Origin of the sequence: Arthrobacter sp. W4I7 (assembly GCF_030816215.1) — a bacterium.
GTDB classification, from domain to species: domain Bacteria; phylum Actinomycetota; class Actinomycetes; order Actinomycetales; family Micrococcaceae; genus Arthrobacter; species Arthrobacter siccitolerans_A.
Genome location: NZ_JAUSXU010000001.1, coordinates 4,723,759 through 4,745,705 on the forward strand (window position 1 = coordinate 4,723,759; position 21,947 = coordinate 4,745,705).

At 65.3% G+C, this 21,947-nt stretch carries 22 protein-coding genes; 9 read left to right on the plus strand and 13 right to left on the minus strand.

Annotated elements, in window-relative coordinates:
• Window positions 1-74: 74 nt before the first annotated feature.
• Together QF047_RS21460 and QF047_RS21465 are read right to left on the minus strand one after the other, a co-directional pair.
• The gene (locus QF047_RS21460) at window positions 75-647 is read right to left on the minus strand and encodes a hypothetical protein (protein WP_307281307.1); all 573 of its coding nucleotides are present in this window, start codon (window positions 645-647) and stop codon (window positions 75-77) included.
• Between the two features lie 2 nt (window positions 648-649).
• Entirely contained in the window at window positions 650-922 is a 273-nt protein-coding gene (locus QF047_RS21465; protein ID WP_306636826.1) for a hypothetical protein, read from the minus strand.
• A 663-nt stretch (window positions 923-1,585) separates the two neighbouring features.
• On the opposite strand from QF047_RS21465, the gene dnaB reads away from it, so the two are divergent.
• Window positions 1,586-2,977: a replicative DNA helicase gene (gene dnaB, locus QF047_RS21470; protein ID WP_306636825.1), complete on the plus strand. Its 1,392-nt coding sequence runs from the start codon at window positions 1,586-1,588 to the stop codon at window positions 2,975-2,977.
• A gap of 42 nt (window positions 2,978-3,019) precedes the next feature.
• Here the strand turns inward: dnaB and QF047_RS21475 are convergent, their stop codons facing one another.
• From QF047_RS21475 to QF047_RS21485, 3 genes are all read right to left on the minus strand, one after another.
• Window positions 3,020-3,991 (minus strand): acyl-CoA thioesterase, encoded by a 972-nt coding sequence (locus QF047_RS21475; RefSeq protein ID WP_307281313.1) that lies wholly within the window; start codon window positions 3,989-3,991, stop codon window positions 3,020-3,022.
• 144 nt (window positions 3,992-4,135) lie between these two features.
• A complete protein-coding gene (locus QF047_RS21480) occupies window positions 4,136-8,530 on the minus strand; it encodes an SGNH/GDSL hydrolase family protein (protein WP_307281315.1) in 4,395 nt (1,464 codons plus the stop codon).
• Window positions 8,531-9,016: 486 nt separating this feature from the next.
• Window positions 9,017-9,451, minus strand: a complete 435-nt coding sequence (locus tag QF047_RS21485) for a DoxX family protein (RefSeq protein WP_142041690.1) — start codon at window positions 9,449-9,451, stop codon at window positions 9,017-9,019.
• Between the two features lie 109 nt (window positions 9,452-9,560).
• Between QF047_RS21485 and QF047_RS21490 the strand changes: the two genes are divergently transcribed.
• The 3 genes from QF047_RS21490 to QF047_RS21500 all read left to right on the plus strand — a co-directional run bounded on the left by QF047_RS21490 (window position 9,561) and on the right by QF047_RS21500 (window position 11,994).
• Window positions 9,561-10,913, plus strand: coding sequence for an MATE family efflux transporter (locus QF047_RS21490; protein WP_307281318.1), 1,353 nt, complete (start codon window positions 9,561-9,563; stop codon window positions 10,911-10,913).
• Window positions 10,914-10,938: 25 nt separating this feature from the next.
• The gene (locus QF047_RS21495) at window positions 10,939-11,529 is read left to right on the plus strand and encodes a hypothetical protein (RefSeq protein WP_307281320.1); all 591 of its coding nucleotides are present in this window, start codon (window positions 10,939-10,941) and stop codon (window positions 11,527-11,529) included.
• A 105-nt stretch (window positions 11,530-11,634) separates the two neighbouring features.
• A complete protein-coding gene (locus tag QF047_RS21500; protein ID WP_307281322.1) occupies window positions 11,635-11,994 on the plus strand; it encodes a hypothetical protein in 360 nt (119 codons plus the stop codon).
• A gap of 7 nt (window positions 11,995-12,001) precedes the next feature.
• Here QF047_RS21500 and QF047_RS21505 read toward each other — a convergent pair whose 3' ends face one another.
• Entirely contained in the window at window positions 12,002-12,547 is a 546-nt protein-coding gene (locus tag QF047_RS21505) for a CGNR zinc finger domain-containing protein (RefSeq protein WP_306636817.1), read from the minus strand.
• 71 nt (window positions 12,548-12,618) lie between these two features.
• Between QF047_RS21505 and QF047_RS21510 the strand changes: the two genes are divergently transcribed.
• Window positions 12,619-13,659 (plus strand): DMT family transporter, encoded by a 1,041-nt coding sequence (locus tag QF047_RS21510; RefSeq protein WP_307281326.1) that lies wholly within the window; start codon window positions 12,619-12,621, stop codon window positions 13,657-13,659.
• A gap of 100 nt (window positions 13,660-13,759) precedes the next feature.
• Here QF047_RS21510 and QF047_RS21515 read toward each other — a convergent pair whose 3' ends face one another.
• On the minus strand, window positions 13,760-14,026 hold the full coding sequence (locus QF047_RS21515) for a WXG100 family type VII secretion target (protein WP_307281328.1): 267 nt from the start codon (window positions 14,024-14,026) through the stop codon (window positions 13,760-13,762).
• Between the two features lie 213 nt (window positions 14,027-14,239).
• On the opposite strand from QF047_RS21515, the gene QF047_RS21520 reads away from it, so the two are divergent.
• Window positions 14,240-14,512 (plus strand): DUF2277 domain-containing protein, encoded by a 273-nt coding sequence (locus tag QF047_RS21520; protein WP_306636814.1) that lies wholly within the window; start codon window positions 14,240-14,242, stop codon window positions 14,510-14,512.
• 10 nt (window positions 14,513-14,522) lie between these two features.
• On the opposite strand, the gene QF047_RS21525 is transcribed toward QF047_RS21520, so the two are convergent.
• The 6 genes from QF047_RS21525 to QF047_RS21550 all read right to left on the minus strand — a co-directional run bounded on the left by QF047_RS21525 (window position 14,523) and on the right by QF047_RS21550 (window position 19,983).
• Entirely contained in the window at window positions 14,523-16,793 is a 2,271-nt protein-coding gene (locus tag QF047_RS21525; protein ID WP_307281332.1) for a cation-translocating P-type ATPase, read from the minus strand.
• Between the two features lie 35 nt (window positions 16,794-16,828).
• Entirely contained in the window at window positions 16,829-17,068 is a 240-nt protein-coding gene (locus tag QF047_RS21530; RefSeq protein WP_306636810.1) for a heavy-metal-associated domain-containing protein, read from the minus strand.
• Between the two features lie 88 nt (window positions 17,069-17,156).
• Window positions 17,157-17,516 (minus strand): metal-sensitive transcriptional regulator, encoded by a 360-nt coding sequence (locus QF047_RS21535; protein ID WP_306636808.1) that lies wholly within the window; start codon window positions 17,514-17,516, stop codon window positions 17,157-17,159.
• A 305-nt stretch (window positions 17,517-17,821) separates the two neighbouring features.
• Window positions 17,822-18,340: a universal stress protein gene (locus QF047_RS21540; RefSeq protein ID WP_306636806.1), complete on the minus strand. Its 519-nt coding sequence runs from the start codon at window positions 18,338-18,340 to the stop codon at window positions 17,822-17,824.
• Between the two features lie 53 nt (window positions 18,341-18,393).
• Window positions 18,394-19,149: a class F sortase gene (locus QF047_RS21545; protein WP_307281339.1), complete on the minus strand. Its 756-nt coding sequence runs from the start codon at window positions 19,147-19,149 to the stop codon at window positions 18,394-18,396.
• Window positions 19,150-19,263: 114 nt separating this feature from the next.
• Entirely contained in the window at window positions 19,264-19,983 is a 720-nt protein-coding gene (locus QF047_RS21550; RefSeq protein WP_307281342.1) for a hypothetical protein, read from the minus strand.
• Between the two features lie 276 nt (window positions 19,984-20,259).
• On the opposite strand from QF047_RS21550, the gene QF047_RS21555 reads away from it, so the two are divergent.
• Genes QF047_RS21555 through QF047_RS21565 form a run of 3 tightly spaced genes read left to right on the plus strand, consistent with a single transcriptional unit; the run spans window position 20,260 to window position 21,903 of the window.
• Window positions 20,260-20,460: a hypothetical protein gene (locus QF047_RS21555; RefSeq protein WP_306636800.1), complete on the plus strand. Its 201-nt coding sequence runs from the start codon at window positions 20,260-20,262 to the stop codon at window positions 20,458-20,460.
• A gap of 56 nt (window positions 20,461-20,516) precedes the next feature.
• Entirely contained in the window at window positions 20,517-21,623 is a 1,107-nt protein-coding gene (locus QF047_RS21560; RefSeq protein ID WP_307281345.1) for an exo-alpha-sialidase, read from the plus strand.
• On the plus strand, window positions 21,583-21,903 hold the full coding sequence (locus QF047_RS21565) for a MoaD/ThiS family protein (RefSeq protein ID WP_373427042.1): 321 nt from the start codon (window positions 21,583-21,585) through the stop codon (window positions 21,901-21,903). Before QF047_RS21560 ends, QF047_RS21565 begins: the two co-directional genes overlap by 41 nt.
• Window positions 21,904-21,947 lie beyond the last annotated feature (44 nt).

The following is a 21,947-nucleotide window of genomic DNA, read 5'->3' on the forward strand; positions in this document are numbered from 1 at the left end:
GCCTCAAAGCGCTCCGCGGTGCCGGGTAAACCGTCCAACCGGACAAACGGAACGAGAAATCACGGAACGAGAAATCAGTCGTCCAGCAGTTCGATGAACTCCCGGGCCTGCTTCATGGAAATATCAGAATGCCGGGTGAGCGCTGTGACCGCAGCCTCTGTGTCCCCATTGCGGGCCAGTGTGCGGATCCGGCCGTAGATTTCGTCGTTGAGCATGTTGCTGCTGACTTCCCGGGTCACGTCGCCCTTGCTGGCGATGGCCCGGTAGCGGTAGGGGAAGCGCTGCGGCTCGTCGTCGTCGTCATCTTCAACGGCGGCAGGAGGCGCCTCAGGACCCCGGTAGGGCTGGGGGTGGGCCGCCAACGCACCCACCGCATCACGGGACGCCCGAAGGCCCTCTCCGGTGGCCTCGTAGTACAGCTTGATCGCAGCCATCGCCTGCCCCTGGGCGATCAGGGCATAAAGCCTGCGATGTTCCTCTTCCGAGAGTCTGGCGGCGGCTGTCCGCGCCAACTCCGCGGGAGTGGGGGCAGGTGCTGCCGGTTCAGCCCCGCGGGCGGCCTTCCGCCTGCCGATGGTCCGGATGGCCAGTATTACTCCGGCTACCACTGCAAGGAGGATAAGGACCGGGGCCACAAGGGATTCCATGTCTAACGCCGTTCTATGTGCTTCCTGGCAGCAGCCAGGTCCGATGATGCCTGGGAGTTCTGGCTGGGCATGGTGTTCCGCTCGAGCTGGGCCCGGGCAGCGGTGGCAGCCTGGACTTGCGCCGCGTAATGCTGGGCAGAACGCTCCGCCAGGTGGCGCTGGTATTTTTCGGCGTCAGACATTCCCGAGTCGCGCGGCCTCAGGGCCGTAAAAAGACCCCAGATGAGCGCCACCAAAACGATCGCAGGCAACAGGACCAGCAGTAGTTCGCCCATGCATAGAGCTTATGCCAGATCCGGTTTATCCACAGCAATATTCACCTCGCCGCATGGAGGCCGGCTTGAAGCGGGGCTAACGTCCCTGGTGGAATATGAGGGCGGCCACAAAGCTGCCGCAGCCCCCGCTGGGACCGATGGCGGGCGTTTCTCTGGCAGCCTCGGGCGACACGCGCTGTGGATGAAATTCCACAGAAGAAATATTTACTCCACACGTCCGGACCGGCGTTTTCGCTGGTCAGCGCCTTGCATGCGGGTAAACTTTTTTTGTATCCACAGGTTTCCCCACAGGCTGTGCACAAGCTATGCCCTGTACTGCACAGGTTATCCACACCCCTCGACGCCTACTGGCTTTGCGGCTGGACCCTTGGCGGCTAGCGTAGCGGGGTACCTGTTCTTCGGCGCCCGGGCCGGCTCACAGAGAGCATTCGGCGGGGCTGGAGAAAACCGCTCATCCTGCAGGAAGCATCCGTTGTGGAAAACCTGTGGATAGTGGGGATAACTCTGAGCCGGCAGCCGATGCGGAGGCTGGTGGGCAGGATTGTCAGACCCCGCCGGTAGACCTGGACAGGTGGCGGAGCGCGGCTTTGCCACGCAACGCCTTAGCAGGATGGTTAGTCACCGGGCACCCAGGTTCCCGGTACACAATGGAGGACGGCAGCTTTGTCTATAGCGCATCTGGACCCGGTCGAGGCCACCCGAGGATCGGACGCGAGCCGGAAGCCTCCGCAGGATATTCCCGCCGAGCAGTCGGTTCTGGGCGGCATGATGCTGTCCAAGGACGCCATCGCCGACGTCGTTGAAATCCTCCGCGGCCAGGACTTCTACCGCCCCGCGCACGAAACCATCTACGAGGCCATCATTGACCTGTATGGCCGGGGTGAGCCCGCGGATGCCGTCACCGTCTCCGACGAGCTCACCAAGCGTGCCGAGATCAACCGGATCGGCGGTCCCGCCTACCTCCACGAGCTGATCCAGACCGTTCCCACCGCAGCAAACGCCGGCTATTACGCCGAGATCGTTGCCGAACGCGCTGTCCTCCGGCGGCTCGTGAATGCCGGCACCAAGATCGTCCAGCTGGGCTACGGCTCGGACGGCGAAGTGGAGGACCTGGTCAACCAGGCCCAGGCCGAGGTCTACGCCGTGGCCGAGCGGCGCACCGCCGAGGATTATGTGGTGCTCAAGGACGTCATGGAGTCCACCGTGGATGAGATCGAGGCATCCGGACACCGCGGGGAAGGCATGACAGGTGTCCCCACCGGCTTTTACGAGCTCGATGAGCTCACTCACGGGCTCCACCCCGGCCAGATGATCGTTATTGCCGCGCGCCCCGCCGTAGGTAAGTCAACCTTCGCCCTGGATTTCGCCCGCTCCGCAGCGATCAAGAACAACCTGGCCACCGTGATGTTCTCGCTCGAAATGGGCCGGAACGAGATTGCCATGCGCCTGCTCTCCGCCGAGGCCACCATTGGGCTGCAGGACCTCCGCAAGGGAACCATCAAGGATGAGCAGTGGTCCAAGATCGCCACCACCATGGGCCGGATGAACGATGCCCCGCTGTTCATCGATGACAGTCCCAATATGTCCCTGATGGAAATCCGGGCCAAGTGCCGCCGGCTGAAGCAGCAGCATGATCTCAAGCTGGTAATCCTCGACTACCTTCAGCTGATGAGCTCCGGCAAGAAGGTAGAGTCGCGGCAGCAGGAAGTTTCCGAATTCTCCCGTGCACTGAAACTGCTGGCCAAGGAACTCCAGGTCCCCGTCATTGCCCTGTCCCAGCTGAACCGTGGGTCGGAACAGCGCTCGGACAAGCGGCCCATGGTTTCCGATCTCCGTGAATCCGGCTCCATTGAGCAGGACGCGGACATGGTGATCCTGCTGCACCGCGAGGACGTCTACGACAAAGAATCCCCCCGCGCCGGAGAAGCGGACATCCTGGTGGCCAAGCATCGTAACGGTCCCACCAAGGACATCGTGGTGGCCTTCCAGGGCCACTATTCCCGCTTCGCCAATATGGCGGGCGACGCGGGTGGCAGCGGTGGCGGCGGCTTCTAAAGCCCTCGCCCGGCGTGGGTCCAGACTCAGCGCTTTGTTGGGTCAGCCCTGCGCGAGCAGGTGGTTGGGCAGCCGGTTCCCGGGCGCCTGGCCCCTGATTTCCAGCAGCTCGCGGGCATGCGCGTGGAGCCGCTTGTCCTCATCGCTGACCGGCACCCAGGCGGGGACAGGCACCGAGGTGCCCTCGGCGTCGCGCGCCACCATCACCGTCAGGCAATAGGTGGTGAGGTTCATGTCCCGGCTCTTGGGGTCCCCGGAGCGGACGTGGACTGCGATGTGCATGCCCTTGGTTCCCGTGTACACGAGCCGGGCCTCAACCTCCACGACGTGGCCGATCAGCAGCGGGCGGTAGAAGCGGACGCCGCCGGAGAACACGGCCACCGTGTCCATTCCGCAGTAGCGGGAGGCGCAGACGTAGGCGGCTTCGTCGATCCACTTCATCACGATGCCTCCGTGCACCTTCCCGCCCCAGTTCACGTCCGTGGGAGCGGCCATGAACCGGAGGGTCACCCGCTCGGCGGTGCCCGCATCGGTATATTCCTGCCGGTTCATGGCTTCCACGATCTGCTCGCGGATCTTGACGCGGGCCAGCGCATGGTCCCGCTGCTCGATCTCTTCAACCGTGACGGGCTCAAACTGCTTGACCGGGATGGGTTTTCCATCCTCCCCGACAGCAACAAAGATCACCATGCATTGGCTGCGCATGGTGGCAGGGCCGCCTTTGGGATCACCGGAGGACACAACGGTGCGGATATGCATTGACGAGCGCCCGGTGTAGACAATGGTGGCTTCAACTTCCACCATGTCCCCACTGTTCACCGGATCAGCGAAGTGGATGTTCCCCACATAGGCCGTGACGCAGTAGGACTTGGCCCAGCCCACTGCCGCGGCATAAGCGGCCTTGTCCACCCACTCCAGCACCGTTCCGGCGTCCACCGATCCGCTGTGGCCCACGTCCATGGGGGCGGCCAGGAAGCGGAGGGTTACGGAGTTGGGGGTGCCGGTCTCAGTCATGCTGCGATCATACTGACGCTTCCGGTTACCGGCCGGTCGGGCCTGCAACAAAGCCAGGCGGGGCAAGCGGCTGAGGGGAGGATCCAGTTAATTGAAGCTGCCCCGCCCGCCGGAAGGCGGACGGGGCAGCGGTGGATCAGAAGGCTAGCCGGCGCGGGTGTACATGATGTCCGGCTGGGCCGGGCGTTCCATGCCCTCCCCAATATAGAAGCTGGGGTGCGGCGGCTGGTTGTAGGAGATGTTCTCGCGGGCCACCGAGAGGCGGTACGCCGGATCATGCATCAGCGTGCGGAGCCGGACGTCGGTGCCTGCGGTGGTGGTGTAGATCCGCAGCTCCGTGCTGTCGGCCGAAGGCCAGGCGATTTCCTCGCGCCAGTCACCCAGGAGGTCTGCCTGGATGGCGGGCGTGCCCTTGGTGCTGTTGTTGGATTTCGCGCCGGTGGCGGTCAGCAGCCGGTCGCTGGACTGGGTCTCCCAGTTCCACTTGGCGATGCTCGGTGTTCCCGTGTTGGCCGATGCATTCCAGTCGTGGTCCACGATCTCACGCAGCAGGTCGCCGTCCCACCAGGCAAGGAAGTTGGCTGCCGGGATCTTGTTCGCGATCAGCTGGCCCTTGGCGGACCGCAGTTCACCCACCGGGGAGTTCCAGGCAGCGTCACCGCCGATGGCCCATCCCTCCGCACCCGGGAAACGGGGGTCGATGTCTCCCGCCGCAGCACGTCCGGTGTCCTTGGTGGCCGGGATGCTCCACAGCACTTCGCCGGTACGTGCATCGCGGAAGGTGGCACCCCTGTTGCCGCTGGAACCCATTTCCTCGTGGGCGGCGAACGTCTCGAGCCCGGGACGGGACGGGTCAAGGTCACTGGTGTGGATAGCATCACCGTGGCCCAGGCCGGTGCTGTACAGCGGCTTGCCGTTGTCGTCGATGGTCATGGAACCGAAGACAAACTCGTCCTTGCCGTCAGCGTCCACATCCACCACGGACAGGTTGTGGTTGCCCTGGCCCCGGTACTGGGCGCCGGCGATATCCGAATCGAAGACCCAGCGTTTGATGATCTTGCCGCCCACCAGGTCGTAGGTGGCCAGAACCGCCCGTGTGTAGTAGCCGCGGCTGAACATCATGGAAGGGTGTTCGCCGTCCAGGTAGGCCACGGCGCCAAGGAAGCGGTCCACCCGGTTTCCGTAGGTGTCACCCCAGGCGCCCACGTCTCCGCGCGGCGGGTCGTACTTCACCGTGTCCATCACCGTGCCGGTGGCACCGTGGAACACGGTCAGGAACTCGTCGCCCGTGAGCACGTACCCGCTGCTGTTGCGGTAATCGGCGCTCGGGTTGCCGATCACGGTGCCGGCCGCGTCACGCGTACCGTCCGCCGTCTTCATCGCAACTTCAGCCTTGCCGTCGCCGTCGAAGTCGTAGGCGAGCAGCTGGGTGTAGTGGGCGCCGGCACGGATGTTCGGGCCCATGTTGATGCGCCAGAGCCTGGTGCCGTCCATCCTGTAGGCATCCACGTAGACAGTGCCGGTGTAGCCTGCCTGCGAGTTGTCCTTGGAGTTGGACGGGGACCACATCTGCAGGACTTCGTACGTGCCGTCGCCGTCCAGGTCAGCCACGCTCGAGTCGCCAGCGGAGTAGCTGTACGGCTGGCCGTCCTTGGTGTAATCGTCGGCAGGCTTGTCCAGCTTGATGGCAAGGTAGTCCTGGGCCAGCGGCGTGAACTCCGCGGTGAGCTGGTCTCCGCCGTTGCCCACTGTCTTGACGACGTACTTGGAGGATGCGGTTCCGTCCGGATCAAGGAAGGTGGTGCTGCTGCGGATCGGCTCATCGGTGAGCTGCACGCCGTCGCGGATCACATGGAAGCCGATCTGCTCCGGATCAAGGCCGAGCATCCGCCAGCCCACACGGACGCCTTCGGCGGTCAGCAATGCCACGGGGGCGCGGTCCAGCTTCTCCATCTGCCGGTTCACCACCGTGACCTTTTCAGTTCCCACCACCGGAGAGGGCGCGGATTCGCCGCCCTTGTTCAGCGTGGTGACACGGTAGTAGTACTTGATGGTGGTCAGCACGGTGAAGTCCGTGTAGTTCACCTCGGTGGCCCGGCCCACGTAGTCAAAAGGACCGTCGGGGGAGGTGGACCGGTAAACTTGGTAGGCGGCTGCGCCAGCCACCTTCTGCCACTTGAGCGTGACGCTTGTCTTCTCCACTGCCTTGACGTCCACCTTCCCAGTGGCCGCCGGGACAGGGGTATTGGGATCCACCAGGGCGGTTTCCACTGTGTTGGAGGGGACCGATTCGAGTCCTGTGCTGTCCAGCGCGGTGACGAAGTAATTGTACTTCAGGCCGGCGAAGGCGGTGGTGTCCTGGAAAGCCGCGGCTGAGACATTCTCCGCAATCAGCCGGGGTTCGGCTTCGAACGAGGCCTGGCGGAACACCTTGTAGCTGGCGGCGTCCGCCACTGCGTCCCAGGCGAGGTCAACGGTGGGCGGCTCGGAAGCGGCATTGACGGCAGAGGTGTGCAGGTTGGTGGGTCCCACCAGCAGCGGGGTGACTTCCAGGCCGTTGAGCCGCTGTCCGGAGCCGCTGATGGCGAGGTTCAGCTGTCCATCGGAGACCAGCACCTGATTGATGATCTTGGTTGCCGATGACGCCCTGCTCGAGGACACCTGGCCGTAGGGAGTGCCTTCCGCGGCGACGTCGGTCCGGGTGGAGCCGATCCAGTCGCTGTGGTAGGTCTTCAGGGCGTAGGTGCCGTTGGGGACGTCGAGCTGGAATTCGAAGCTGGTGCTGCTGAGGACGAAGTCGCGCAGGAGGTTGCTGGTCACGGCGCCGCGGTCCCGGTCGCTCAGCCCGGAGATGTCCTTGAAGCCGAAGCCCCGCTCGGGGGTGTAGGCCATGGTGCGGTTGACTTCGGTGTAGCCGGGTTCCAGGGGTGCTCCCACCGGCCCAAAATCGAACTTGTATTTCGCCTGCTTCGTGGTGACGTTCAGGGTGTCGCTCGGCTCGGAGAGTCCCTTACCGTTCATGGCTGCCACCCGGACGCTGTAGGCTGTGCCTTCGGCCAGCCCGGCCAGGTTGGCGGTGGGCACCGTGGCGGTGGTTGTCAGCTTGAATGCACTGTCCGGTTCGGAGGCCAGCTTCCGGTAGACCTTGTAAATGTCCGCGCCTTCAACAGCCTGCCACTTCAGCAGTGCCCCGGCGTTGGAAACGCTGCCGGCCACCAGGCCCTGCGGCTTGGCAGGAACGGACGACGGCGGTGCGACCTCCTTGACGCGTGCGGCCAGCGGAACACTGAGCTGCTTCACTCCGCCGGCCACGAGCCGGGCGATCTGGATGGCACCGTATTCCTGGAAGTGGGTGTTGTCCACCGTGCCGGTGGGCCGGTTGGGATAGACGCCGGCATCGACGTGCAGGAAGACGGACTTGGTATCCTCCGGACCGATGGCGTCGTAGTAGGCGCGGCTCGAGGCGGAGAGGTCCACCAGGGCCACGTTCTCCTCGCTGGCGAGTTCCTGCATCTTCGCCACGTACTCGGGGAAGCTGACGTTGAACTTGCCAGTGGCTTCGTCGTAGTCCCGGCGTCCCACCGGGGTGACCAGGACGGGGGTTGCGCCGCGCTGGCGCGCACCGTTCACGTACGTGCGCAGGTATTCCTTGTAGTCGGCGGGGGAGGCATAGCGGTCGTCGACGCCGATCGTGGCATCATTGTGCCCGAACTGGACCATCAGGTAGTCGCCGGGGTTAATGACCCTCAGGATCTCGTCCAGCCGGCCCTGGGTGATGAAGTTCTTGGAGCTGCGCCCGCCAATGGCGTGGTTCTTGAAGGAGACCTTGTCATCGAAGTAGCGGTCAATCATCTGGCCCCACCCTGCCTGCGGGGCGAAGCCGGGGTCGTAGGTCTGCACCGTTGAGTCACCGGCGAGATAGACGCCGGGGTCCGTGGTGGCGGTGCGGGGAGCGCGGGCGGAGATGACCAGCGAATTGATCTTGGCCGCCGTGCCGCTGAAATCGAGGTTGAGCTGGCCGTCCACCAGCGAAATGGGGAATTCCATTTCCAGGTACTGGCCGGCGGCCTTGTCCGTGGCCTGCACCTTCGCCATGGTTTCGGCAGTAATGGCGATGTTCGTGGCCTCCGCGGCGTCGCCGGCAATGAGCTTGACCGTGTAGTCGCCGTTGGGCAAGTCCACCAGGAAGGTGCTTCCTTGGGCTTGGACAAAGTCAGAACGGAGCGGATCGCCCGTGGCGCGGTCCACGCCGGAGGTGCCCGACGTGTCGGTAAAGCCATATTTCGTGGCCGCCGAGTACTGCGTGCCGGCGGCTACAGCCGTGTACCCGTCCGCCGTGGCGCCGGGGCCGAAGTCGAACTTGAACCCGCTTCCCACCGGCGGCAGCGCGGTGTCGGCCTGGACCGCCGGGAGCCCGGTGAAGGCGATGGCAGCTGAGGCCACGGCGGCTGTCACGGCTTTGGCACCAGCAGGGATCCTGCGCTGCCGGAGTGGTGGTGGTTGCTGGGGCTGTGGGGTTGATTGCGGGGATTTGTTCACGGACATCTCCTTCGATGAGCGGTGGCAAAGCGGTAACCCAGGAAGGTTGGAACGATTCAAACACGCGACGCACCAACGGCGGAGCATGGCGGTTTGAGGGTTCCGAGTGATGATTCGGGAGTAGCTGAGACCTGGGATGGTGATGCAGCTCTCGCTGCAGCACTCACTGGTTTATCAGCCCGCGAAGGATCTTGGCAAGCGTTTTCCCAACTTTCCCACGGGCTGTTCTGATGGGAATTGTTCCGGAGTGTTCCACCTGGAAGCTCCGGACGGCGGACAACTGAAGGTCCTGGCGCCGGGATCGCCGGAAAGCCCCCGGTTCGCCGTTCCCCAACGGCGAGTCCGCAGTCTTCCGGCGAATCCGGCAGGGAGGGGTAGGACGTGAACAGCGGGTAGTTAAAGGCCGACGGCGGACGGGCACCGAGGTGCCCATCCGCCGTCGAGCGGTTCCGGCCGTAGCCGGCGGCCGCTGGAGGAGTGCAGGGGTTAGGCCAGGGCGGCCAGCTTCGAGTTGCTGCGGCCGAAGAGGGCGCGGTCCACGGAAAGGCGGCCAGCGCCGGTCAGTGCCAGGGCGAACGCGGCTGCAGCGAGGAGCAGGACCAGTTCGTAGCCGCCGTTGGCGGCGAAAACGCCGGCGGATGCGTGCACCATAAACAGGGCGCCGAGCATGTCCAGGACCAGGAGTGCTGCAACCACCCGGGTGAGGATGCCGAGGATCAGGGCGATGCCGCCGGCCAGTTCCAGCACGGCAATCGCCGGTGCGACTGCTTCCGCTGCAGGAACGCCCATCTTGGCGAAGGATGCTTGTGTGCCGGCGATGGTCCACTCGTTGAACTTTTGCCAACCGTGCGCTGCGAAGAGGAAGCCCAGGATGATGCGGAGGGCGGTGATGGCGGTGGTGGTAAGTCGTGACTGGTTCATGGGCATTAAGTCTTCCCGGACGATGGTTGAACTGTCAACTAATAGCGTCACAATGTGGGCTTTATCATGCCGGCATGGAGGCAGCCGAACGCCCGATTAGGCTGGCAAGGTGCCCCACTTACCTGCCCCGGCGCCAGCCGCCCCGCTGAAAGGACATGCCCGCGAGATCCTTCGGCTGGCAGTTCCCGCCTTTGGCGCCCTCGTGGCCGAACCGCTCTTCCTGCTCGCGGATTCGGCGATTGTGGGCCACCTCGGCGTAGCGCAGTTGGCCGGCGTCGGGCTGGCAACCGCAGTGCTGCACACCGCCGTCGGCCTGATGGTTTTCCTGGCCTATTCCACCACCCCCGCAGTGGCCCGTGCGATGGGTGACGGGCAACCGGGCAAGGCCCTGGCCGCCGGGCGCGACGGCGTGTGGCTGGCGCTGCTGCTGGGCACGCTTCTGGCCGTGACCGGATTCCTGGCGGCCGGCCCGTTGATCGGCCTGCTCGGAACGGAAGGCGAGGTGCGCGCGTTCGCCGTCGACTACCTCCGATGGTCCATGCCCGGCCTGGTGGCCATGCTGCTCATCTTCGCCGGCACCGGACTTCTCCGCGGCCTGCAGGACACCCGGACGCCCCTGGTGGTGGCGACGGCGGGTTTTGCCCTGAACATTGTCCTGAACTTGTGGCTGGTCTACGGACTGGGCTGGTCCGTCACCGGCTCGGCCGCCGGCACCAGCGTGGCCCAATGGGCCATGGCCGCCGTCTACCTGGTGATGGTGAAGCGGAATGCCGGAATCCACGGCATAAGCCTGCTGCCCAGCTGGAGCGGCATCAGGAGCATGACGCGGGTTGGCTCGTGGCTGATGCTGCGCACCCTCAGCCTGCGCATTGCCATCCTGGCCACCGTTCTTGTGGTCACCGCGCAGGGCGCCGTCAACCTCGCCGCCCACCAGCTGGCCATGACCATCTTCTCTTTCCTGGCCTTCGCCCTGGACGCCCTCGCCATTGCTGCCCAGGCGCTGATCGGCAAGGAGCTGGGGGCCTCCAACCCCGGCAGGGCACGGCTGCTGACCCGGACCATGACCCGTTGGGGACTCGGTTTCGGCGTAGTCACCGGGGCGCTTTTGGCGGTTGCCGCCCCTTGGGCCGGAGCCCTTTTTACGTCCGATCCGGAGGTTCAGTCGGTGCTGGCGGTTGCTTTGTGGGTCCTCGCCGCCGGCCAGCCCATCGCGGGATATGTCTTTGTGCTTGACGGGGTGCTGATCGGTGCCGGGGATGCCAAATACCTGGCGCTGGCCGGTGTGGTGAACCTGGCCGTATATGTGCCGCTTCTGATTGCCGTGGGCTTGTCACATGCGGTGGGCGCGGCCGGCTTGGCCTGGCTGTGGGCCGCCTTCGCGCTCGCGTACATGGCTGCCCGTGCCGTCACGCTTGGCCTGCGTGCCCGTTCCGACCGGTGGATGGTGTTGGGTTCGCCCTAGCGTGGACCGCCACTAAACTGGACCGGTGACCCAACCCAAAACCCCCTCAGGCGTTGCTCCCGGAATGGCTCCCAGGGCTGACCTGTGGAAGCCGGTCCTCCTTCGTTCCGCAGTTGCGCTGGTGTTTGGGGCTGTCACCATTTTCTGGGCGGCACCATCCGTAGAGGTGATGGGATGGTCGGGCGGCCTGTACCTGCTATCCACCGGCCTCCTCCTGCTGTGGGGTATCCGCGCATCAGGTTTTGCGAAGGAGAGCGTACCGGGCAAGTTGCACTCCTCGGCCGGGTCGGTTCTCGCCGGTGCAGGGGCCGCGCTGCTTCTGCTCCACGGGGACCTGCTGTTTGGAGTCATTGCCGCCCTGGGCCTGGCTGTGGCCGGAGCCCTCGAGCTGTTCTGCGGCCTGAAATTCCGCGGCAGGCATGTGCTGGCCCGCGACTGGATAGCCTCGGGTATCATCGGCCTGGGCACCGCAGCCATCCTGCCGTTCTTCGTCAGCCTGGGCGCCCATGCCCTGCTCGGCGTGGCCGGGGGCGGGGCCATCATTTCCGGTGTGCTGTGGGCACTTGCCGGGCTGACGATCCGGCACGATGCCCGCAGCAACGCAGGAACGCCGTAAACTAGGAAGTGTCCGGTTCTACTTCTCGTAGAAAATTGGTCCGGACTCACGACGCACTATGCAGAACCAGGCTGGCCGGCATGCCGCCTGCAGGGAGGAATCACCGTGGCAGACCAGCAACCAGGACACCCGCGCAAGGTGCGGACCTCGGTGAAAGGCCCGCTGATGTTCTCCGCGTTCTGGGCCGTTGTTGCCTTTGTGGCCGTGGTGATCTTCGCTTCCGGCGGCAGTGCACACGCACCCCGTTTCGACCTTGCTTTCACCGCTGCCGGCATTGCCTTCATCGTTACCCTCGTGATCGCGGCGATGCTCTCGATGAGCCACAAGGAGAACGCCGAGCACTTGGGCAAGGGATCGGGGGTAAACCTCAGTTCGGCCCCCAAGCCGTCCCATGGCTTTGGCTCTCCGGGCCCGCAGGACCCTGCCGGTTCCCCCGATGATCCGGACAACCCCGGCAGCCGCTGACCACGTTCTAGGCAGATGCTGCCTGACGGGCCCGGTAGGCGGCCACGTGCGCCCGGTTCGCGCAGTTTCCTGTATCGCAGTAACGCTTTGACCGGTTCCTGCTGAGGTCCAGCACCACAGCATCACAGTCCTCAGACCCGCAGATGCGCATCCGGTCCATCTCCTTGCCGCGGATCACGTCGGCCAGGGCCATGGCGGCTTCGGTGCTCATCCTGTCCACCAGCGGGGCCTCCGGAGTGGTGGCGTGCAGATGCCAGTCCCAGTCATCGTGCTTGACCAGCTGGGGCAGGGCATTGGCGTCCCGCAGCAGGCGGTTAACAGTCTCGACGGCGGAGCCTTCATCCGCGGTCCACAGCGCTGCGAGTTCTTGACGAAGCCGGCGCACACTCGTGAGCTCGCTCTCATCCCGGGTACGCGATCCCGTGAAGCCTTCAGCCGCGAGGAACTGGTCCAGGTCCGCCGCGGACGCCAGTCCCTCACTTGCGTTCGCCGCTGAATTGATCAGATTAACCACCGTGCGCAGGGCCACCTCGGTGTCAGGGGCAAAAACCATCTTGACTCCTTACAGCGCCGTCCCGTACTGTCATGACCATTACCCCACTTTACTCCTGACAGGAGGCGACGATGCCTGCCGCACCCCAACCCGCCCCGAAGCCGGGGGTCCGGGCCAAGCGCAGCTTCCTCGCCTCCGGCCTGGGTATTGCGCTGTTCTCGTCCGCCGTTTTCGGCCTCTCCGGATCCTTTGCCAAGGCTTTGCTCGAAACAAGCTGGTCTCCCGGCGCGGCAGTGACTGCCCGGCTCACCGGCGCCGCCCTGATCCTCGCAGTGCCGGCGGTTCCCGCGCTCCGCGGCCGGTGGCATCAACTCCGGGACAACTGGGTGACCATCCTGCTCTTCGGGCTGATCGGCGTCGCGGCGTGCCAGCTGTTCTACTTCAACGCCGTGGCGAGGCTCTCGGTGGGGGTCGCCCTGCTGCTTGAATACCTGGCACCTGTGATTATCGTGCTGTGGCTCTGGACGGCCAGCCGGAAGCGCCCCAGGGTGCTGACCATCGGGGGAACGTTGCTTTCGCTGGCCGGCCTGGTCCTGGTCCTTGACCTCGCGGGCGCGGTCAAAATTGACCTCGTGGGTGTCTTCTGGGGCATCGCAGCCGCAGTTTGCCTTGCCATCTACTTCTTTATCACCGCCAAGGAGAACGACTCCCTGCCACCCATCGTGCTGGCTTCGGGAGGGCTCCTGGTGGGCGCTGCCGTGATGTGGCTCGCCGCAGCAACCGGACTTTTGCCCATGACCTTCAGTACTGCGGACACCACGCTGGGCCCCTGGGTTACGCCCTGGTGGGTATCGCTGGCGGGGCTCGTCATCCTGGCCACCGTGCTGGCCTACGTGTCCGGCATCGTGGCGGCCAGGGCCCTCGGCTCCAAGGTGGCGTCCTTCGTGTCGCTGACCGAAGTCCTCTTTGCCGTAATCTGGGCCTGGCTGCTCCTGGGCGAGCTTCCCGGCGCCATCCAGCTCCTGGGCGGGATGCTGATCGTCGGTGGCGTCATCCTGGTCCGGCTCGATGAACTGCGGAGCCCCGTGGACAGGCGCGGCGGGGCGGCCGGCCCGGCACCCAAGGCGGCGTCCCCGCTGGAACACGCGAACGACGTCGAGCCCGTCCCCTAACGGAACACGTCCCTTAAAAGCCCCTCTCCCTTAAAGGCAACGGCCCGGACACCCTGAGGTGCCCGGGCCGTTGCGGCGTCAATGTTTGCCGCCAAAGCCTCTAGCCGTTTGAGGCCTGGGACTGCTCCTGGGCGTTACGCGTGGCCTTGCTGCCGGCTTCCTTCAGGGCTTCGGCAACCTTGGTCAGCATGGTGACGTGCTGGCCGTCCCATTCCCCCTTGAACTTGTCCGCGTCCGGGCCCTTCCAGTCGGTGCCGTGCAGAAGCTTGGTCAGAGCGGACTTCTGCGTCTCGATCTCGGACGCACCGTGCTGAAGCTTGTTTCCGAGCTGACGAAGCTGCTCAACGTCTGCACCCCAAATAGCCATGAGTTTCTCCTCGTAAGATCGTGGATCCGAACCAGGTCGGCATCCCCCGCGGCCCCCCGGCTTGTCCGGAAGATCCAATGCCTCAAACCTATCCCGGCCCGCAAAACAGTGTCGATGGGCACCCCTGCCCATGCCGTGCTCCGCATGGACAGGAGTTCCGCGATGTTCTGTAGAGGGGTCGATCCGTGGCGATCCAGAGCCTAGCATGGCGTTATGTGCCGGAATATTCGAACCCTCCACAACTTTGAACCGCACGCCACCTCGGAGGAGGTGCATGCCGCGGCCTTGCAGTACGTGCGTAAGGTCAGCGGCAGCACCAAGCCGTCCAAGGCCAACCAGGAGGCCTTTGAGGAGGCAGTCCACGAGATCGCCCACATCACCCAGCACCTCCTGGAGGCACTGGTAACGCAGGCTCCGCCCAAGGACCGCGACGCCGAGGCTGCGAAGGCGAGGGCGCGCGCAGCCGTACGGTACGGCGCGGCCTGAGCCCTGAGTCCTAGGCCTTCCGTCCGAAATTGCGGAGACGCAGCGAGTTGGCAACGACCAGGACCGAGCTCGCCGCCATCGCGGCGCCGGCGATCATCGGGTTCAGCAGGCCCAGGGCGGCCACCGGAATGCCCACGGCATTGTAGAAGAACGCCCAGAACAGGTTGGTTTTGATGGTGGCCAGGGTCCTGCGCGAGAGTTCGATGGCCTGGACCACCTGCGACAGGTCGTTGCCCATCACCGTCAGGTCGGCAGCCTCGATGGCCACGTCCGTGCCGGATCCCATGGCGATGCCGAGGTCAGCCTGCGCCAGCGCCGCGGCATCGTTGACGCCGTCGCCGGCCATGGCCACGGTGGCACCGGCGGCCTGCAGTGTTTTCACCACTTCCACCTTGCCCTCGGGCAATACACCTGCGTAAACGCCTGCGGGATCAATTCCGACGGCGGCAGCCACCTGAGCAGCCACGGCCGCGTTGTCTCCGGTCAGCAGGAGGGGGCGGAGGCCCAGCGCTTTCATCCGTTCGACGGCGGCGCGGGAGCCGGGCTTGACGGTGTCGCGAAGGCTGACAATCCCGGAAACGGTCCCGTCCACTGCCACCCAGACAGCCGTGGCGCCGGCGGCTTCTGCCGCTGTCTGGGCCCGCGCCTGGTGTGGAGTGATGGCGATACCGTTCTCCTCAAGCCAGCCGGTACGACCGGCAACGATCAGCCTGCCCTCAACGGTTCCCGTGACGCCGCCGCCCGGCGCCGACCTGAACCCTTTCACCGGCGGCAGGTGCCCGCCGTCGTGCGCTGATTCGCGACCCCGGCGCGCTTCCCGGGCCGCAGCAGCGGCGGCAATCGCGCGGGCTACCGGATGCTCCGATGCTGCCTCGACTGCTCCGGCCAGCCGCAGGACCTCGCGCTCCCCAAACCCTTCGAAGGCAAGGGTGGAATCCACTGCCAGCACCCCGGTGGTGACCGTTCCGGTCTTGTCCAAGAGGATGGTGTCCACGGTCCGGGTGTCTTCAAGCACCTGCGGGCCCTTAATCAGGATGCCCAGCTGCGCGCCCCGGCCCGTCCCGGTCAGGAGGCCAACGGGAGTGGCAAGTCCCAGCGCGCACGGGCAGGCGATCACCAGGACGGCGACGGCGGCGGTAAAGGCAGCGCGCAGCCCCCCGCCCGTGGCTCCCGCACCCGCAACAAGCAGCCAGAGCACAAACGTGAGTGCGGCGACGGCCAGGACCACGGGAACGAACACGGCGCTGATGCGGTCTGCGAGGCGGGCGATGGGAGCCTTGCCCGTCTGCGCCTGGGACACGAGGCGCGCCATCTGCGCCAGCGTAGTTTCCGAGCCTACGCGCGTGGCCTTGACCAGCAGCCGGCCGGAGGTGTTGATGGTGGCGCCGGTGACCCGGCTGCCGGGTTCAACCTCCACGGGCACAGACTCGCCGGTCACCAGGGAGGCGTCAACAGCAGACGTCCCGTCGACGACTACGCCGTCGGTGGCGATTTTCCCACCGGGGCGGATCACCAGGATGTCGCCAACCGCCAGCTGCCCAGCGGGAATTCTTTGCTCGCGGCCGTCACGCAGGATGGTGGCATCCTTCGCGCCCAGGCTCAGGAGGGCATGCAGGGCGTCGCCCGCTTTTTGTTTGGCGTTGGCCTCGAGGTGGCGGCCCAGGAGCAGGAATGTGGTGACGACGGCTGCCACCTCAAAGTACAGGCCTGCCTGCTCCATTTCCTCCATGCCCGGGTGCTCGGTCAACAGGGGGTCGGAGAGCAGCTGCCAGGCTGAGAACAGGTAGGCGGCGGCGACACCGATCGACACCAGCGTGTCCATGGTGGACGCGAAGTGGCGGGCGTTGATGGCGGCCGCGCGGTGGAACGGCCAGGCGGCCCAGGTGACCACGGGCAGGGCCAGCGCGGCCGCTACCCAGCCCCACTGCGGAAACTGGAACGCCGGGACCATGGAGATCAGAAATACGGGCACCGTCAGGAGGGCGGCCAGGACCAGGCGCGGGAGCAGGTTCTCCGCTGGGGCAGCCTCCGGAGCCGGGGTGGGCTGGTGGACCGTAGCTTTGTATCCTGCCGCGTTGACCGTGTCCACCAACTGCTCGTTGGTAATGCCTGGCGGCACTGTTACGTGGGCGGATTCCAGCGGGAGGTTGACCAGGGCCTGCACGCCTTCGAGCTTGCCGAGCTTCTTTTCCACTCTGTTGACGCAGGAGGCGCACGTCATGCCCTCGATGTCGAGCTCCACCACCCGGGTTCCTGGCTGGAGTAGATCCTGGTTGCTCATGTGGCCCCCTATCCGTGCTGTGTCAGGGCAGGTGCTTAGGCTTCGTTGGCGACGACCAGGTAGCCGGCCTCCGCTACGGCCTCGCCGATTTCCGATGGTGACAAATCGTTGCTCGAGGTGATGGTGACGGTGGAGACGCCGCCGGCGTTGAGCTCGACGTCCACTGCCTCTACGCCCGCGAGGGACTCAAGTTCTTCGCTGACGGCCGAGACGCAATGGCCGCACGTCATTCCGGCGACGCTCACCGTGGTGGTGGTAGGGGAGGTGGTGCTCATGGCTGCTCCTTGTTGTTTGGCCGGCATGGTGGGCCGGCGGTCATTGTCCGGCGTCGGCCGGACGGCCGTTTAAGTTGGAAGTCCGCGATTAGCGGAGAAGGCGGCCGATGGCATCGGCAGCTTCTTTGACCTTGGCATCGATGGCTTCTGCCCGCACTGCGGGGTCCGGCTCCGAGGCTGCTCCCACCACACAATGGCCGATGTGCTCTTCCACGAGTCCCAGGCTGACAGCGTGCAGGGCCTTGGTGACGGCGGAGACCTGCGTGAGGATGTCGATGCAGTACTTGTCCTCATCCACCATGCGGGCAATTCCGCGCACCTGGCCTTCGATGCGTTTGAGGCGGCGCAGGTAGGCGTCCTTGTTTCCCGTGTAGCCGTGCTGCGGCCCCTCAGGGCCCGCATCAGCTTCAACCGCTATCCGCGCGACTGCTTCTCCGGTTGTACTCATGCGTTGACCGTATACCCCCGAGGGGTATACGGTCAAGTACCCCGTGGGGGTATACGCGCGTGCGTCTCAGCTAGCCGCCGAGGCTGGGGCAGTAGGAGCGGGGGCACCAAAAAAGCTCCGGAGTGCGTTATTGGGGGATACGCACTCCGGAGCAGCTCTTGGGCAAACCCGGCGTCCACCTCGGCGGAACCGGCCTGCTTGAATCAGCTTACTGGCTGGTACTCCCCTCCGCCAGCACCTCGAATAACTACTTTCGCTTTACTTTCTCCGCTCTTAATTCGGCTCCAGTAACAGGCTGCCGAAGGTCACGGCTGGTCCTCGTGGGCTGGCATCCGGTAGGGAACAACCAGGACAGGGCGGCTCTGGTGGTGGACCAGCCAGGTGCCAACTGCCCCGTTCAGGGCTTCGCTGAGCCGGTGGGAGAAACCCCGCTCTGACGTGCCGACGACGATCATCGGGGCATTATTTTCCGCCGCCAACCGTGCCAGCGCCCGGGCGGGATCGCCGGCGAGGATCCGGAAGGTCCATTCCGTGTGCCCGGCTTCCGCCGGTACTTTGGCTACCGCCGCTTCTATGGATGCCCGCAGCTCTGAAGCCACGGCCCGGATGTCCTCGTCGTCCGCGTCCGGGTGGAGGGAGAGCCGGTGGGCGGACCGTGCGGGGTCCCATTCCACCAGGTAGCTGGCCTCGTCAACGTAAGCGCAGAGCAATGGTCTTCCCAGCCGGGCGGCGAGGAGGGCTGCGGTCTGCAGGACCTCAGGGTGCTGCTTTGGTGCAATGCCTGCCAGCAGGGGTGACGTACCGCTGAATGGGTCTGATGTCATAGCTTATTCTCGGCCTCCCCTACGCGCTTGAACAGGGTGCTTACTGTGGTCCGTCACGGCGCGGGTGATGCCGTGACCACCACGTTCTTCCCCCAGGGATCTTCAGTGAAGCAGCTGATCAGGACCAGCCGGTTCGGCACGATGTCCCAGATGGGACTGTCCTTGAGGCTGGACTTCAGGTAGGTGGTCACGCTGTCCACCCGGTAGGGGATGGTGCCGGTTGCGGTGTCCACTTCGAACCTGTCGCCCACAGCCGCCGATGAACTCAGATGGTTGAAGGGTGCGTCTGCACCTTCCCAGCTGTGCCCGATCACGTAGGTTGTGTTCGCCGACCCCTGCCCGGGAGTCCCGAAGGGCGTCAGCCAGTAGCCGTCTTTGGTTTCAGGTGGCTCCACCGTTTGGCTGGCCTGCGCGGCAGCGTCCAGGTCCAGCGCGTGGACCGGAACATCGAACGCGGCGGCGCCGTAGCGGATGCGTACTGGTTCAGCCGCTGCCGGGAGGACAGGGGCCGGCAGTGCTGCAGCTGGAGCGGCCGGAACCGGCACTTGGCCTGGCCCGGCCGTCCCCGTTGCATCTGCCGCCGTCCCGGCCAATTGTGCCGGTTGGCGGGATATGGCCCCAGGTGCCGGAGACACGATCCCCGCACTGTCTCCGCCAGCGGACACGTCCATCTGGTGGAAGAGGGGTGTACCGAAGGTCATGGACAGAAAGGCCAGAACCCCGCATAGGAGGATGGCCAGGTCTCCCCGGTTCCAGCGTCTCCGCCTGCGGTCCTTGAGAGCCGCGTGCCGGCTGCGTTCCTTGGACATGCTGCTCCTCAGCAGTTGCGGATGAAAGGAAGGAAGACGCCCCGCCGGGCACTGGCGGGACGCCTTCCTGTCGTGGGGCCCTTGATGGCGCCGAGGGTTGCGGCGCAGCCGGTATCAGTCGGCCAGGGGCAGTGTGCGGCGGTTGCGGCGGAAAGCCACTGCCGCGCCGGCTGCCACCAGGGCGCCCACACCTGCCAGCCAGGACGGGCTGCTGGAGCCGCCCACGGCCGTCTGGGCGTTGAACCCCTGGTTGGTTCCCAAGCTTGTGGCCGCGGCACCAGCAGCAGTCCGTTCAGGGACGACGACCGTGGCTGCCGCCTGCGGGACGGTCACCGGCGGAACCACAGCGGGCTGCTGGACGGGTGGAATCACGGCAGCAGTGACCACGGGAGTCTCCACTACGGGCGTTTCAACGACAGGTGCCTGAACCACCGTCTGTTCCACAGGCGGAACCACAACCGGCGGGTTCACCACGGGCTGCTCGACCACCGGCGGGTTCACCACGGGCTGCTCCACCACCGGTGGAGTCACCACGGGCGGCTGCTCAACCACGGGTGGCGTTTCACCGGCCGGCAGATCATCGCATTTGGCAATGTAGGTGAGCTTTCCGGCGTTCGTCCAGTTCATTCCGTCCGGCGCCTTCGGGGTGGGCGGGATGATGTCCGTAGGATGCTCGTCGTGGCCGCCAATCCCGTTGACGCTGAATTCCAGCGGCTTCCAGGATGTCCCGTCGTCATGGCAGACGGTGACTTTTTCGGACGCTGCCATGGCCGGTGCCGTGATGCTGATCAGTCCCAGCCCCACCACCCCTAGGGCGGCAAAAGTGCGTTTCATTGTTCTCTCCCCAGTATGTTTGAAACGGACCATGATGAGGAGGAACAGCGGTTACGCCGAATGCCCCAGCAGCACGGTCAGCTTGCTTGAGTTTTCAGGCTAGGTGCGGGCCCGCAACTGGTCGCGAGTAGGGTGTACTCGTCTTTCGGAGGCTTCCGCTGGACCTGTTACTTGCGGGTACCCGAAAATCCCGCAGCGGTACTTGTCCAGGCCGCGGGTACCTTGTAGCCGGCACCGCCCGCGCCTAACGTTGAATTCGAGAAAGGGCGTGAGGGCATGCAAATTTTTATGTGGTGGCTGGACCTGGACCTCGGGAGCAAGGAATGGTTGCGGGAGAATCTGCGGGCCGGGGAACTTCCCCTTCCGGTGCTGCAGGGGATCGCTGAAGCGGGTGGACCCCACCCGGACAACCCGACGGCAGTGCTTACGGACGCGGACTGGGACTTCATCGAGACTCAGTCGGAGTTTGTGGACTAACCCTCGCCGCCCTCTTTCAGCCAAAACCGTTGCAGCCTGCCCGGGGCGGTGGTTGCATGGTGGGCATGGCAACCCAAGGAAGTTTTGTCTTAGCAATCGGGACCAAAAAGGGCCTGTGGCTGGCCACCAGCCCGGACAGGCGGGAATGGTCCTTCACCGGCCCGCATTTTTTGATGAGTGAGATTCCGAGCATCGGAATCGACACCAGGGAAGGCCGCACCCGGATCATGGTGGGGGTCCGGAACGAGCATTGGGGCCCCACGGTGGCCCACTCGGACGATCTTGGCGCCACCTGGTCCGAACCCGAGCAGGGCGCCATCAAATTCCCCGAAGATACGGGCGCGGCCCTGGAACGCATCTGGCAGATTTATCCTGACGCCGAGGCCCGGCCGGGAGTGGTGTGGGCCGGGGCGGAGCCCATCTCGGTGTGGAAGTCCACCGACGGCGGCGAACACTTCGAGCTGAACAGGGGCCTCTGGGACCATCCGCACCGCAGCGACTGGGGCGCCGGCTACGGCGGCGCCGCTGCCCACTCGATCGTGGTCCACCCCGAAGGCGAAACCGTGCACGTCGCCATGAGCACCGGGGGCGTTTACCGCTCGCTCGACGGCGGCACCTCCTGGGAGGCCCGCAATAAGGGGATCTCCGCCTACTTCATGCCCGACCCGAACCCTGAGTTCGGACAGTGCGTGCACAAGATCGCTGCGGATGCCGCCGTCGACGGCCGCCTCTATGCGCAGAACCACCACGGCGTGTACCGCACGGACGACAACGCGGAGAGCTGGACGTCAATTGCGGAGGGCCTGCCGGCCGACTTCGGGTTCGTCATGCTGACCCATCCGCGGCGGGAAGGTACAGCCTGGGTTGTCCCCCTCAAAGCCGACGGCGAGCGTATCCCGCCCAACGGTGAACTGGCCGTCCACCGCACAGACGACGCCGGCGCCAGCTGGAAGAGGCTCAGCAACGGGCTGCCCACGGGCGAGTACAACAGCGTCCTGCGGGACGCAGCCTCCGTGGATTCGGCGGAACCGTCCGGCGTGTACTTCGGCACGCGCGGAGGCAGTGTCTATGCCAGCCCGGACGAAGGGGAGACATTCTCGGAAGTGGTGGCACATCTTCCGGATGTCCTGTGCGTCCGGGCGGCAGTGGTGGCCGGTGCCTGACATATCGGTAGTACTTCCCAGCATCCTGCAGCCACTGGCCGGCGGGCAGTCCGTTCTGACTGCGCCCGCGGACGGACCTGTGACCGTGGCAAAACTGCTGGATTCCGTCACCGCCGACTTCGCTGTCCTTGCCCGCCGGCTTCGGGACGAGACGGGAGCCTTGCGGCGCTTCGTGAATGTCTACGTGGATGGTGACGAGGTGCGGCGGTTGCAGGGCCTGGACACGGAGGTTGCACCCGGCCAGGAGGTGCTGGTCATCCAGTCGGTGGCGGGCGGCTGATACCGGCCCGGAAGGCCAGGCTCCTGCAGCGGGCAGTCCTTACT